Raw genomic sequence first — 13,546 nt, 5'->3', positions numbered from 1 at the left:
GCCGATAGACCTCAGAAAAACGTCCCTTCCAAGGGCGAAGATGCCGAAGCATACCGTTTTTTCGGCATCCGGCCCGCCAGAAATGACTCGCGCCCTGCCTCGATGGCCTTTCTCATGGCCGAAGCCATCAGTACCGGGTTTCGAGCCGCGGCAATGGCCGTGTTCATGAGCACGCCATCACACCCCAGTTCCATGGCGATGGCCGCATCGGAGGCGGTGCCCACGCCGGCATCCACCAGGATGGGTACCTGGGCGTTCTCGACGATTTCCAGCACGTTGTAACGGTTCTGAATGCCCAGACCCGAGCCGATGGGGGCAGCCAGGGGCATGACCGCCACGCAGCCGATCTCTTCCAGGCGCTTGGCCAGGATGGGGTCGTCGCTGGTGTACACCATCACCTTGAAACCATCCGCCACCAGGGTCTCGGCGGCGCTGAGAGTCTGCACCACGTCCGGATACAGGGTTCTTTCATCCCCTAGCACCTCGAGTTTCACCAGGTCGTGGCCATCCAGCAGTTCCCGGGCCAGGCGGCAGGTACGCACGGCATCGTCGGCGGTGTAGCAGCCGGCGGTGTTGGGCAGGATGGTATAGCGGTCCGGGGAGATCACATCCAGCAGGTTGGGTTCGCCCGGGTTCTGCCCGATGTTGGTGCGTCGGATGGCCACGGTGACGATCTCGGCGCCGCTGGCTTCTATGGCGTCGCGGGTCTCATCCAGATCCTTGTATTTTCCCGTGCCCACCAGCAGGCGCGAACGGTAGGTGGTGCCGCCGATGATCAGTGCATCTTCCCGGGGCGTGTGGTTTTCAGTGGCTATGCTCGACATGGGGGTACCGTGTGCAATCTCTGGTCAGTGAGGGGGTCAGCCGCCGCCGATGGCCTGGACGATCTCCACGCGGTCGCCGGGGTTGAAGTGGTGCTGGTTGAACTGGCTGCGTGGCAGCAGTTCGCCGTTGACCTCCACCGCCAGGCGGCGTCCGGTCAGGCCCAGATCCTCCACCAGGCCGGCGGCAGTCAGCTGCTCGGACACCTGGCGCGATTCGCCATTCACTATGAGTTCCATCATGGAGTGTTCGGGATTGGAAAAGGCGACTATGTTAACCGATCCAACGGCTCCCGGGGTGTCGCATCTCCCCGTTGAGAACCGCGATGTAACCGCATACACTATGGGTGTCGTGCGGGTGTAGTTCAATGGTAGAACCTCAGCTTCCCAAGCTGATGACGTGGGTTCGATTCCCATCACCCGCTCCAGTTCCCCTCTGTTTTCTGGCGTTGTCCCATTCCCCTCAGCGGGAGATTCCATGACCGATTGTATCGTGGTGGGCGGCGGGCTGATCGGCATGCTTTCCGCCCGCATGCTTCATGATCAGGGCCTGGATGTCACCCTGCTGGATCGCCAGGAGCCGGGGCAGGAGGCCTCATGGGCCGGTGGTGGCATCCTCTCGCCACTTTACCCCTGGCGTTTCCCCGATCCCGTGACCCATCTGGCCAGCCTCACTCAGGCAGCCTTCCCCTCTTTTGCCGACGAACTCCTTCAGGAAACCGGAGAAGATCCCCAGTGGACGCAAAGCGGCCTGTTGGTGCTCGATCCCGGCCAGTGGGATGTGGCTCAAACCTGGGCTCGCCGCTGGCCGGATGTGCAACTGGAGGCCCTGGATCAGCCGGGTGTGCATGGCTGTGAGCCGGCACTCGCAGCTGGCTTCGATCAGGGGGTATGGATGCCCCGGGTGGCCCAGGTGCGTAATCCCCGGCTCATGCGGGCCCTGCAGCATAGTCTGGTGAGGCGCGGCGTGGATATCCGTCCGCGCACGCCGGTGAGCGGGTTTCGGGTGCGCAGTGGCCGCGTGACCGGTGTGATCACCGAGCAGGGTGAAATCCTGGCCGAGCGTGTGGTGGTGGCGGGCGGTGCCTGGACCGGGGGGCTGCTGCTGGCCCTGGGGGCGCCCCCCATCGAGCCGGTGCGTGGTCAGATGATCCTGTTCCGTGGCCCGCCGGGGCTGGTCAGCCGCATGGTGCTGAACGATGAACAGTACATCATCCCGCGACGCGACGGCCATGTGCTGGCCGGCAGTTCGCTGGAAAAGGTGGGCTTTGACAAGTCCACCACCGAGGCGGCCGCGCAAACCTTTCGGGAGGCCGCCGCTCGCCTGGTGCCGGCCCTGGCGGACCTGCCCATCGAGAAACACTGGGCCGGACTGCGTCCGGGCTCGCCCCAGGGCATCCCTTACATTGGTCCGCATCCGGAAGTGGAGGGGCTCTTTGTGAACGCCGGCCATTACCGTAACGGGGTGGTGATGAGTATCGGTGCCTGCCGCCTGCTCACGGACCTGATCATGGGGCACGCCCCCATCTGTGATCCATCGCCCTACCGGATTGATCGGGCGGATTTTCCTGTTCGGCGGAGTAACGCGAACTAGACTTTGTCTAGCCGACGGTTATACTGGGGTATGACCTGTAGTGGAGCGCATTCGCCATGATCGATAGAGAGGCCGTCGTCAAACGGTTGAGGGATCACGGCATCACGCCGACCCAGCAACGCCTGGACATCGCAGAACTGTTGTTCGAGAGGCCGCAGCACGTCTCCGCAGAACAGTTACTGGCGCGCGCCAGTGAGCGCCGTTACCGGGTCTCCAAGGCCACGGTGTACAACACGCTCGGACTGTTCGCGGAAAAGGGTCTGGTGCGAGAAGTGGTCGTGGACCCGGCCAAGCTGTTTTACGACTCCAACCTGACCCCGCATCATCACATGTATCACCTGGACACCGGTCACCTGGAAGACCTGGCCCTGGAGCATGTGGACATCGGCAAGCTGCCTGATCTGCCCGAGGGCACGCAGGTGGAGGGGGTGGATGTGATTGTCAGGGTGAGACAGGGCTGAATGCCGCTGGCCTTTCAGGCCAGTGCGGTGTAGTCCGCGTTCAGGGATTGTCCTGCCCCTCGTCCATGTGAAGTTCATTGATCTTGCGCGTCAGCGTGTTGCGCCCCCATCCGAGCAGGCGGGCGGCATCCTGACGGCGTCCGCCGGTCTTTTTCATGGCGGCGCGAATCATGATGCGCTCGAAGGCCGGGGTGGCCTGTTCCAGCAGCGCTGAGTTTCCACGCGCCAGTTCCTGTTCTGCCCATTGAGCCAGACCGTCTTCCCAGCCACTGATCTCCGTGCCCGCTGAGCGTTCATGCAGCTCTGGTGGGAGGTCGTTCATGTGGAGCTCCCGCCCCGAGGCCATCACGGTCAGCCAGCGACAGATGTTCTCCAGTTGCCGCACATTGCCGGGCCAGTCCAGGGTGGACAGGTATTCCTGCACCTCAGGTAGGGGTACCTTGCGTTCCACGTTCAGTTCCGAGGCCGCCAGTCCCAGGAAGTGGTTGAGCAGCAAGGGGATGTCCTGGCGGCGTTCCCGCAACGAGGGAACGTGGATGCGGATCACGTTCAGGCGGTGAAACAGATCCTCCCGGAACAGGCCGTCCTTGACCCGGGAGTCCAGGTTCTGGTGGGTGGCGGCGATGATACGTACGTCCACCTTCACCGGCAGATGCCCCCCTACCCGATAGAACTCCCCGTCCGCCAGCACCCGCAGCAGGCGTGTTTGCAACTCGGCCGGCATGTCGCCGATCTCGTCCAGGAACAGGGTGCCGCCGTCGGCCTGTTCAAAGCGGCCGCGCCGGGCACTCTGGGCGCCGGTAAAGGCCCCCTTTTCGTGGCCGAAGAGCTCGGATTCCAGCAGATCCCTGGGGATGGCGGCGGTGTTCAGGGCGATGAAGGGCATGTGTGCCCGGGGGCTGTGGCGGTGCAGGGCGTGCGCTACCAGCTCCTTGCCCGTGCCGGATTCGCCATTGATGAGCACCGTGATGTTGGATCGGGACAAGCGCCCGATGGCCCGGAACACCTCCTGCATGGCCGGGGCCTCGCCGATGATCTCTGGCGTTTTTTCCGTGGCCTCTGGGGTATCGCGCCCACGCTCCCTGCGCAGTTGGCAGGCTCGGCGCACCAGGGAAACCGCATCGTCCACGTCGAAGGGTTTGGGCAGGTACTCGAAGGCACCGCCCTGGTAGGCGGAAACGGCGCTCTCCAGGTCGGAATGGGCGGTCATGATGATCACCGGCAGCTCGGGGTGATCCCGCTGCAGTCGTCCCAGCATCTCCAGGCCATCCATGCCCGGCATGCGGATGTCGGTCATCAGGGCGTCGGGTACGTCCTGTTCCAGGGCCTGCAGGGCCTCGGCGGCGGAGGCAAAGGATGTGACCTCGATGCCTGCGCGGCTCAAGGTGCGTTCCAGGACCCAGCGGATCGAGCGATCGTCATCAATGACCCAGATATGCTCTCGATTAGTCATCCTTCAACTCCACGGGTAGCAGCAGGGAAAATACGGTCTGGCCGGGGCGGGAGGTGCACTCGATCAGCCCGCCGTGCTGGTTGATCAGGGATTGCGCAATGGACAGGCCCAGTCCTGTGCCCCCATCACGGCCCGAGACCATGGGAAAGAAGATACGTTCGCGAACCTCCTCGCTGATGCCGGGGCCGTCATCGATCACCTGTATCAGGGCCACCAGCTTGTGGCGGACCTGGCCGATGGTGTACTGGCGCAGCACGCGACTGCGTAGCCGGACGACACCCTCATCACCCACTGCCTGCACTGCGTTGCGGACAATGTTGAGGATGGACTGGATGAGCATGTCCTGGTCAGCGTTGACGTCCGGAATGCTGGGGTCATAGTCCGTGCATATCAGAACGCCTTCGGGGGCTTCCACGCTCACCAGGTTGCGCACGTGTTCCAGTGCCTTGTGGATGTTCTGGTGCTGGCGCTGGGGCAGGTTGTTGGGACCGAGCATGCGGTTCACCAGGTTCTGCAGTCGGTCGGCTTCGCCAATGATGATGCGGGTGTACTCCTGCAGTTCCGGGTCGGGCAACTCCCGCTCAAGCAACTGCGCGGCCCCCCGCAGGCCGCCCAGGGGGTTCTTGATCTCGTGGGCCAGGCCCCGCAGCAGGGCCCGCGAGGCGGACTGCTGGTTAAGGAGTTGTTCCTCCCGTGTGATACGCAGTTGGCGGTCCACCTGCACCAGTTCGATCAGCAAGCGCCGTGGGCTGCCCGGCTCGGAAATGGGCGAGACGGTGATGTCCACCGTGACCTCCCGCTCGAAGTGCAGCGCCAGCAGGCGTTCGCGTTCGGTGAAGGGGTGCCCGGTGCTCAGTGACTGCTGCAGGCTGCCCAGCAGGGTTTCGTCTTCACGGAACAGGTCGCGCATGGGGAGTCCGCGCACGCGGTTCAGGCTGATCTCCATGAGCATCTCGGCAGCGGGATTCATGAAGTCCAGCCGCAGTCGCTCGTCTGCCACCAGGATGGCGGTGGTCAGGTTCTCCAGCAGATGTCGGTGCAGTGTGTGATCCTGGGGCATATGGCTTTTCCTTTTGCAAAAACCGAACCAGCACGGATGCATGCACCGTGATCGGGCGCCGCCTGGCCCCGGAACGAGACGTGGCGCCACTTTCAGGTGCGGCCAAGGATCACGATGATGGCGCGGGTGGCCGTGGGCGCACGCGCATCCGCACTATTATGGTGCAGGCGGGGTCTGCCTGCCATGTGCAAGGGCGAATGCTCGAAGGGGTCGGCTTCAGGCAGGTAGCCGCGCGGCGAGGGTTCCAGCACCAGGCGCGGGAGAGGTGAATCGGGCTCAGTTGCCACCGGGGCGGGTCTGCTGCCGCACCGTGGTGCGAAGCAGGTGGAAGGTGCTCTCCTCGGACGTTTTCAGTGTCCGGTCGTTGCTGTCCAGGATTTCGGCCCGCAGGGTGTGGGTGCCCGGCGTGACCTCCTCCAGTGTAAACCGGGTGGACTCGCCCACGGCGGCGGTCTGGCCATCCAGAACGATCCGCACCTGGTGGCCCTGGTCGGACTGAAGCTCCGGGTCCACCTGGACCGACACGTTCACCTCGCCCAGATTCGTGCGCACCACGTCATCATCCCCGGGACTGGCAATGCTGATGCCAGTATAGCCCGCGGTTCGTGCCTGCTCCCGCGCCTGCGCCTCTTCACGCGGGGTGGGGCGTTCCAGGATCTCGCGGGCGTCCGGCATGCCCGGCGTCACGGTGGGGCTGCGCACGTTCATGGGTGTGGCTTCCACGCCATCGGGGGGTGTGTCGCCAAAGACCGTATTGCCCTGTTCATCGGTCCAGCGATAGACCTCAGCCATGGCCGGTGTGGCCAGGGCGAGCAGCAGGAGCAGGATGATCAGGCGCACGTCCATGAGTGGACGATACCGCAGGGGGGGGCTGGCGGACAAGCACTCAAAAAAAGGGCCCCCGGCGCTGCCGGAGGCCCTCACTGAATCACGATGACCGCAGGGGTCGAGTGATTACAGGCTGTAGTACATGTCGAATTCCACCGGGTGGGTGGTCATGCGCATGCGGGTGACTTCTTCCATCTTCAGGTCGATGTAGGCATCGAGCATGTCGTCGGTGAACACGCCACCGGCGGTGAGGAATTCCCGGTCGTTGTCCAGGGCTTCCAGAGCCTGCTCCAGGGAGGCGCACACCTGCGGGATCTGCTTTTCCTCTTCGGGGGGCAGGTCGTACAGGTTCTTGTCCATGGCCTCGCCCGGATGGATCTTGTTCTGGATGCCGTCCAGGCCCGCCATCAGCATGGCGGCGAAGGCCAGGTAGGGGTTGGCGGTGGAGTCGGGGAAGCGCACCTCGATGCGGCGGGCCTTGGGGCTGGACACCCACGGAATCCGGATGGAAGCAGAACGGTTGCGGGCGGAGTAGGCCAGCATGACCGGGGCTTCAAAGCCGGGCACCAGACGCTTGTAGCTGTTGGTGGAGGGGTTGGTGAAGGCGTTCAGGGCGCGGGCATGCTTGATGATGCCGCCCACATAGTAAAGGGCCGTCTCGGAAAGGCCGCCGTACTTGTCGCCTGCGAACAGGTTCTGGCCGTCCTTGGACAGGGACATGTGCACGTGCATGCCGCTGCCGTTGTCACCCACCAGGGGCTTGGGCATGAAGGTGGCGGTCTTGCCGTAGTTGTGGGCCACGTTCTGCACCACATACTTGAGGATCAGCACCTCGTCAGCCTTGCGGGTGAGGGCGGCGGCGCCCACGCCGATCTCGCACTGGCCAGCAGTGGCCACTTCGTGGTGATGCACCTCGGTGGTCAGGCCCATTTCTTCCAGGGCCATGCACATGGCGGAGCGCAGGTCCTGCAGGCTGTCCACCGGCGGCACCGGGAAGTAGCCACCCTTCACGGTGGGGCGGTGGCCGATGTTGCCGTCTTCAAAGACCTTCTCGGAGTTCCAGCTGGCCTCGTCGGAGTCGATCTGGAAGAAGCAGTTCTGGATGGAGGTGCCCCACTTGATGTCATCGAAGACGAAGAATTCGTTTTCCGGGCCGAACATGCAGCCGTCAGCGATGCCGGTGCTGGCCAGATAGGCCTCGGCGCGCTGGGCCAGGGAGCGGGGGCAGCGGTCATAGCCCTGCATGGTGGTGGGTTCCACCACCTGACAGCGCAGATTCAGGGTGGGCTCGTCGAAGAAGGGGTCCATGACAGCGCTTTCGGTATCGGGCATGAGGATCATGTCCGACTCGTTGATGCCCTTCCAGCCGGAGATGGAGGAGCCGTCAAACATCTTGCCGCTTTCCAGCACGTCCTCGTCGATGGTGTGGGCGGGGACGGATACGTGCTGCTCCTTGCCGCGGCTGTCCACGAAACGGAAGTCGACGAATTTGACGTCGTGTTCCTTGATCATGTTGAGTACGTCGCTTGCTGACATGCGTGCTCCTCCAGGGACTTGAATGGTGCCACTTTGAAACGGATTGCCCACTGATCAGACGGCAGGGGCGTTGAAAAACATTCGGTCGGGATAATGCATGGACCGTGCCATGGTGTGAGTGGTCGAAATACGGACTTGAGCGGGGCTCCGTGCCCGAAATCGGTTCATCTATCCGCACCATGATAGTGCGCTCCAGGGTAGCATGCTTCATGTTGGGGCAGGGCGGCGCGATCCCCTGCCTTGCTCCAGACCTGTGCCCCCCCATCCCTGTGGGAGCGGCCCTCGGCCGCGAATGACGAAGCCCGCGGCCTTGGCCACCCAGGCCGGAGCTCGGAGTGGACCTCGGGGCGACCGGGTCCCTTCCAGCGGGACGCCGTGAATACATCCCTGTAGGCTCTGCAGCCGCTTCCCGCGGCTGAAGCCCGCTTACAGGAACCCGCTCCCCCCGAGGTCCGGACACATCGGTGTTTTTTCAAAGACCCTTCGCGGCCGAGGGCCGCTCCCACGGGAGGGCGCTGGTCTGGCTGCTGCCGACGCCGTTATAATGCGACGCCTTGCGTGGCCGGCGGCCCGCATGCCAATCACGAATCACACCGGGTCGATCTGAATGTCCTCTCAAGACGCCTCAACCTTCCAGGGCCTCATCCTGGCCCTGCAGGACTACTGGGCCCGTCAGGGCTGCGTGCTGCTTCAGCCCTACGACATGGAGATGGGGGCCGGCACCTTCCACTGGGCCACCTTTCTGCGTGCCGTGGGGCCGGAACCCTGGCGTACTGCCTACGTGCAGCCCTCGCGTCGTCCCACCGACGGGCGCTATGGGGAAAACCCCAACCGCCTGCAGCATTACTATCAGTTCCAGGTGCTGCTCAAGCCCTCCCCGCCGGATTTTCAGGAACTGTACCTGGGGTCTTTGAAGACCATCGGCATCGACCCGCTGGTGCACGACATCCGCTTCGTGGAGGATAACTGGGAGTCGCCCACCCTGGGGGCCTGGGGATTGGGCTGGGAGGTGTGGCTCAACGGCATGGAGGTGACCCAGTTCACCTACTTCCAGCAGGTGGGCGGCCTGGACTGCCGGCCGGTGAGCGGTGAGATCACCTATGGCCTGGAGCGCATCGCCATGTACCTGCAGGGTGTGGAGAGCGTTTACGACCTGGTGTGGACCCGGGGGCCCCAGGGGGTGGTCACCTACGGTGATGTCTACCACCAGAACGAGGTGGAGCAGTCCACCTACAACTTCGAACATGCCGATGTGGATAGCCTGTTTGCCTGGTTTGATACCTGCGAGCAGCAGAGTCGTTACCTGATCGAACAGGGCCTGCCCCTGCCTGCCTACGAGCAGATGCTCAAGGCCTCCCATACCTTCAATCTGCTGGATGCCCGCCGCGCCATCTCCGTGACCGAGCGCCAGCGCTACATCCTGCGGGTGCGCGAACTGGCCCGGAGTGTCGCCAGGGCCTACTACGAGGCCCGGGAGGCCCTGGGTTTCCCGATGCTCGAAGGCAATGGTCAGGCGCAAGGCGGACAGGGGTAAGACATGAGTGATGCACAGGATCTGTTGATTGAAATCGGCACCGAAGAGCTGCCGCCCAAGGCATTGCGGGAGTTGCGCGACGCCTTTGCCCGCGGCGTGACCGAGGGGCTTGCGGAGGCCGGGCTGGAGATCGGGGCCTGTCAGGCCTATGCCGCGCCCCGTCGCCTGGCGGTGTTGATCAGGAACGTGCCGCCGCGTCAGGCGGATCAGTCCATGGAACGTCGTGGCCCGGCAGTCAGTGCTGCCTTCGATGCCGACGGTCAGCCCACGCGGGCGGCCCAGGGGTTTGCCGGCTCCTGCGGTGTGGACGTGTCCGAGCTGGAGCGCATGGAAACCGACAAGGGCGCCTGGCTGGTGCATCGCCACGTGGAGCCGGGCCGCGAGACGGTGGACCTGGTGCCGGCGGTGGTGGAAACCGCCCTGGCGGGTCTGCCCATCCCCAAGCGCATGCGCTGGGGCGATGGGGACGCCGAATTCGTGCGGCCGGTGCACTGGGCGGTTCTGCTGTTCGGTGATCGGCAGATCCCCGCCACCATCCTGGGCATCCCTGCCGGGCGCGAGACCCGCGGACATCGGTTCCACCACCCTGATCCCCTGCAGGTGCCGGAGCCGGCCGCCTACGCGGAACTGCTGGCGCAACAGGGCAGTGTGCTGGCGGATTTCGATGCGCGGCGCGAAAACATCCGTGGCCAGGTGGAGCAGGCTGCCGCCGAACTGGGCGGGCGGGCCGTGCTGGATGATGCCTTGCTGGATGAAGTGACCGCCCTGGTGGAATGGCCCGTGGCCGTGGTGGGCCATTTCGAATCCCGCTTTCTGGAGGTGCCCCAGGAGGCACTGATCCTCACCATGCAGGACAATCAGAAATACTTTGCCGTGGTGGACCAGCAGGGTCGCCTGATGCCCCATTTCATCACCATCAGCAATGTGGATTCCCGGGAGCCGGAACGGGTGCGCGAGGGGAACGAGCGCGTCATCCGACCCCGCTTTGCCGATGCCGAGTTTTTCTGGAAGCAGGATCGCCAGCGCCCCCTGGAGAGTCATCTGGATGCCCTGCGTCACGTGGTGTTCCAGCAGAAGCTGGGCAGCCTGCACGACAAGACCCTGCGGGTGGAACAACTGGCCGGATATCTGGCCGGGGAGATTGGGGCGCCCGAGGCCGAATGCCGTCGCGCGGCGCGGCTGTGCAAATGCGACCTTCAGACCCTGATGGTCTACGAGTTCACCGAACTGCAGGGGACCATGGGTCGGTACTATGCCCAGTACGACGGCGAAGCCGCCGCCGTGGCCCGGGCCCTGGAGGACCAGTACCTGCCCCGCCACGCCGGCGATGACCTGCCTGGCGAGGCCGTGGGTCGGGTGCTGGCCCTGGCGGATCGCCTGGACACCCTGGTGGGCATCTTCGCCATCGGTCTCAAGCCCACCGGCGCCAAGGACCCCTTCGGTCTGCGCCGCGCCGCCCTGGGCGTGCTGCGCATCCTGGTGGAGGCGGAACTGCCCCTGGACCTCAAGGACCTGCTGGAACAGGCGGCCCGGGGCTACAAGGGCACCGTGCCTGCCATGGAGGCCGTTCCCCAGGTGCTGGACTACGTCATGGAGCGCCTGCGCGCCTACTACCACGACCGGGGCATCCGCCCCGAGGTGTTCGACGCCGTGCTGTCGGTGCGTCCCACCCGCCCCCTGGACTTCGACCGCCGCGTGCGCGCCGTGGAAGCCTTCCTGGGCCTGCCCGAGGCAGAACCCCTGGCAGCAGCCCACAAGCGCATCCACAACATCCTGCGCAAGGTGGAAGGCGACCTGCCCGGCCAGGTTGACCCGGAACATCTCCAGGAGGAGGCCGAACGCACTCTGCACGAGCGGCTGGAGGATCTTTGGGCGCCGGTATCGGCCCACTTCGATGCAGGTGAGTACACCCAGGGACTCACTGCGCTGGCTGGCCTGCGCGAGCCCGTGGATGCCTTCTTCGATCAGGTGATGGTCATGGCCGAGGATGCCAGCCTTCGGGATAACCGCCTGGCCCTGCTCAACCGCCTGGCTGGCCTGTTCCTGCGGGTGGCGGACCTGTCCCGGGTGCCATGAAGCTCATCCTTCTGGACCGGGATGGCGTCATCAACCAGGACTCCCCCGATTACATCAAGTCGCCGGAGGAATGGATTCCCCTGCCGGGAAGCCTGGAGGCCATCGCCCGGCTGACCCAGGCTGGCTGGCAGGTGGTGGTGGTCACCAACCAGAGCGGCCTGGCCCGGGGGCTGTTCGACGCCGCCACTCTGGACGCCATCCACGGGGGCATGACCCGGGCAGTGGAAGCAGTGGGTGGACGTCTGCGTGGCATCTATCACTGCCCCCACGGTCCGGACGATGGCTGCGACTGCCGCAAGCCGCTGCCGGGCCTGTTTCACCAGGTGGCCCGGGACCTGGGTATCGACCTGACCGACGTGCCCGCCGTGGGTGACTCCCCCCGCGACATCCAGGCCGCCACCGCCGCCGGCTGTCGCCCCCTGCTGGTCAGAACCGGCAACGGCGCCAGGGCCCTGGCCGAGGGCCGCATCGCCGAAGGCATCCCTGCCTATGGGAATCTGGCGGAACTGGTACAGGAACTTCTCCGTCAGTGTCCCCCATCCCAGGGAGGCCCTCCCAGGCGAAGCCACTGATGCATCCAGTTCTCCCGAGGGGGCGGGTTTCTGGAGGCGGGTGTTCGCCGCATGGATGCGGCGGTCAAGCCCTCTGCCCCCCCCCGGCACTGGCCCGCGTCAGTTCCGCTGGTTATCATGCAGCCTGCCCAAAACCCCTGAAATGACCCCGTGACCCGTCCCCAACCCACCCTGCTGCTCTACCTCCGCGCCACACTGTTCTGGGCCGGCTTTTCCGGCTCCACCATCGTGTTCGCCTGCACATTCCCCTTCCTCGCACTCCTGGACTGGCATGGCCGCTTCCGGGTCCTGTCCCAGTGGACCCGCTTCAATGTCTGGTGGCTCAAGGTCACCTGCGGCCTGGGCTTTGAAGTCACCGGCACCGAACACCTGGCCGGTGAGGCCAAGGTGCTGCTGTGCAAGCACCAGTCCACCTGGGAGACCCTGGGATTGCAGCGGGTGATCCCGCCCCAGGTCTGGGTGCTCAAGCAGGAGCTGATGCGCATCCCCCTGTTTGGCTGGGGAATGTCCCTGGTGCACCCCATTGCCGTGGACCGCTCGGCCGGGCGCAAGGCCATCAGCCAGTTGGTCCGCCAGGGCCAGGACCGGCTGCAGCGAGGACTTTGGGTGGTGATCTTCCCGGAGGGCACCCGCACCGCGCCCGGAGAACGGGGGCGTTACAAGCTGGGTGGCGCTGTGCTGGCGGCCCGCAGCGGTCGCCCGGTGATCCCCGTGGCCCACAACGCCGGGCTTTACTGGCCCAAGGGCAGCTTCATCAAATATCCTGGCACCATTCGCATGGAGATCGGGCCGCCCATTCCCACAGAGGGCCGCCGGGCCGAGGAGATCATGGCTGACGCGGAAGAGTGGATCGAGTCCCGAACCAACGTGCTATGCGGGATACACAACAACACAGAGACCAAACCCGGGTCTGAAGGTCATCACAACGCCCCATGAGCCATGTTGATCTGAGTACGCGCACCCAAAGGGCGCGTACTTATGTGCATGCCCTTTGGGCCGATGACGGATGGGTGAGAGAGTTCGGGCTGTCCAACTTTCACCGGATATCGCATCGGGCCTTTCGTTCCGGCCAGCCCTCACCCCGCCACCTGCACCAGCGCATCCCCTTGCATGGCATCCGCACCGTGGTGAACCTGCGGGGAGAGGAGCCGGACAACCCCATGATGGCCCTGGAGGCGGATGCCTGCCAACGCCTCGGGGTGTCCCTGGTGCACCTCAAGCTGCACTCCCGCAGTCTGCCGTCGCCCGAGTCGATGCATGCCGCCCACGAGCTTCTCGATCGCATCGAATATCCGGTGTGGTTTCATTGCAAGTCCGGCGCCGACCGGGTGGGTGTGATGAGTACCCTCTACCTGCACTGGATGGAGGGCATGCCCCTGGACCAGACCCGGCAACTGCGTCTCTGGCCCTATTTCCATTACCGTTGGGCCAAGACCGGTCTGCTGGATTGGTTCTTCGAGAGCTACCTGCGGGATGCCGCACAAGAACCCATGGACCTGCTCACCTGGGTGGATACCCGCTATGACCGGGTCGTTCTCAGGAAGGCGTTCCGCCCCAGCCGGCTGGCGGACACCCTGGTCAACAGCATCCTGCGCCGGGAATAGGGTCGCG

General features: G+C 64.7%; 14 protein-coding genes and 1 tRNA gene. 8 read left to right on the top strand and 7 right to left on the bottom strand.

What is annotated here, in order from left to right:
* Window positions 1–11 precede the first annotated feature (11 nt).
* Both ECTOBSL9_RS04270 and thiS read right to left on the bottom strand, forming a co-directional pair.
* Window positions 12–824: a thiazole synthase gene (locus ECTOBSL9_RS04270; protein ID WP_063464023.1), complete on the bottom strand. Its 813-nt coding sequence runs from the start codon at window positions 822–824 to the stop codon at window positions 12–14.
* 36 nt (window positions 825–860) lie between these two features.
* Complete coding sequence (thiS, locus tag ECTOBSL9_RS04265) at window positions 861–1,064, bottom strand: sulfur carrier protein ThiS (protein WP_082829730.1); 204 nt, start codon at window positions 1,062–1,064, stop codon at window positions 861–863.
* Window positions 1,065–1,175: 111 nt separating this feature from the next.
* On the opposite strand from thiS, the gene ECTOBSL9_RS04260 reads away from it, so the two are divergent.
* The 3 genes from ECTOBSL9_RS04260 (at window position 1,176) to ECTOBSL9_RS04250 (ending at window position 2,876) form a co-directional block, all read left to right on the top strand.
* Window positions 1,176–1,249 (top strand) — tRNA-Gly (locus tag ECTOBSL9_RS04260).
* A 50-nt stretch (window positions 1,250–1,299) separates the two neighbouring features.
* A complete protein-coding gene (thiO, locus tag ECTOBSL9_RS04255; protein ID WP_063464022.1) occupies window positions 1,300–2,415 on the top strand; it encodes a glycine oxidase ThiO in 1,116 nt (371 codons plus the stop codon).
* 56 nt (window positions 2,416–2,471) lie between these two features.
* Window positions 2,472–2,876 (top strand): Fur family transcriptional regulator, encoded by a 405-nt coding sequence (locus ECTOBSL9_RS04250; RefSeq protein WP_063464021.1) that lies wholly within the window; start codon window positions 2,472–2,474, stop codon window positions 2,874–2,876.
* A gap of 40 nt (window positions 2,877–2,916) precedes the next feature.
* On the opposite strand, the gene ntrC is transcribed toward ECTOBSL9_RS04250, so the two are convergent.
* The 5 genes from ntrC to glnA all read right to left on the bottom strand — a co-directional run bounded on the left by ntrC (window position 2,917) and on the right by glnA (window position 7,753).
* A complete protein-coding gene (ntrC, locus tag ECTOBSL9_RS04245; RefSeq protein ID WP_063464020.1) occupies window positions 2,917–4,329 on the bottom strand; it encodes a nitrogen regulation protein NR(I) in 1,413 nt (470 codons plus the stop codon).
* Window positions 4,322–5,389, bottom strand: coding sequence for a nitrogen regulation protein NR(II) (gene glnL / locus ECTOBSL9_RS04240; protein ID WP_063464019.1), 1,068 nt, complete (start codon window positions 5,387–5,389; stop codon window positions 4,322–4,324). The genes ntrC and glnL overlap by 8 nt, the downstream gene beginning before the upstream one ends.
* Before the next feature lie 92 nt (window positions 5,390–5,481).
* On the bottom strand, window positions 5,482–5,676 hold the full coding sequence (locus ECTOBSL9_RS16855) for a hypothetical protein (RefSeq protein ID WP_156500034.1): 195 nt from the start codon (window positions 5,674–5,676) through the stop codon (window positions 5,482–5,484).
* Window positions 5,666–6,271: a DUF4124 domain-containing protein gene (locus ECTOBSL9_RS04235; RefSeq protein WP_240481044.1), complete on the bottom strand. Its 606-nt coding sequence runs from the start codon at window positions 6,269–6,271 to the stop codon at window positions 5,666–5,668. The genes ECTOBSL9_RS16855 and ECTOBSL9_RS04235 overlap by 11 nt, the downstream gene beginning before the upstream one ends.
* A 72-nt stretch (window positions 6,272–6,343) precedes the next feature.
* Window positions 6,344–7,753: a glutamate--ammonia ligase gene (gene glnA, locus ECTOBSL9_RS04230; protein ID WP_063464018.1), complete on the bottom strand. Its 1,410-nt coding sequence runs from the start codon at window positions 7,751–7,753 to the stop codon at window positions 6,344–6,346.
* A 607-nt stretch (window positions 7,754–8,360) separates the two neighbouring features.
* Between glnA and glyQ the strand changes: the two genes are divergently transcribed.
* From glyQ to ECTOBSL9_RS04205, 5 genes are all read left to right on the top strand, one after another.
* A complete protein-coding gene (gene glyQ, locus ECTOBSL9_RS04225) occupies window positions 8,361–9,287 on the top strand; it encodes a glycine--tRNA ligase subunit alpha (RefSeq protein ID WP_063464017.1) in 927 nt (308 codons plus the stop codon).
* Between the two features lie 3 nt (window positions 9,288–9,290).
* Entirely contained in the window at window positions 9,291–11,363 is a 2,073-nt protein-coding gene (gene glyS / locus ECTOBSL9_RS04220) for a glycine--tRNA ligase subunit beta (protein ID WP_063464016.1), read from the top strand.
* Window positions 11,360–11,935: a D-glycero-beta-D-manno-heptose 1,7-bisphosphate 7-phosphatase gene (gene gmhB / locus ECTOBSL9_RS04215; RefSeq protein ID WP_063464015.1), complete on the top strand. Its 576-nt coding sequence runs from the start codon at window positions 11,360–11,362 to the stop codon at window positions 11,933–11,935. The genes glyS and gmhB overlap by 4 nt, the downstream gene beginning before the upstream one ends.
* Before the next feature lie 171 nt (window positions 11,936–12,106).
* Entirely contained in the window at window positions 12,107–12,871 is a 765-nt protein-coding gene (locus tag ECTOBSL9_RS04210; RefSeq protein WP_082830035.1) for a 1-acyl-sn-glycerol-3-phosphate acyltransferase, read from the top strand.
* Window positions 12,868–13,539: a beta-lactamase hydrolase domain-containing protein gene (locus ECTOBSL9_RS04205; protein WP_063464013.1), complete on the top strand. Its 672-nt coding sequence runs from the start codon at window positions 12,868–12,870 to the stop codon at window positions 13,537–13,539. The genes ECTOBSL9_RS04210 and ECTOBSL9_RS04205 overlap by 4 nt, the downstream gene beginning before the upstream one ends.
* Window positions 13,540–13,546 lie beyond the last annotated feature (7 nt).

Origin of the sequence: Ectothiorhodospira sp. BSL-9 (assembly GCF_001632845.1) — a bacterium.
In the GTDB taxonomy this organism is placed as follows: Bacteria; Pseudomonadota; Gammaproteobacteria; order Ectothiorhodospirales; family Ectothiorhodospiraceae; genus Ectothiorhodospira.
This window is presented reverse-complemented; position numbering and strand designations above follow the sequence as displayed.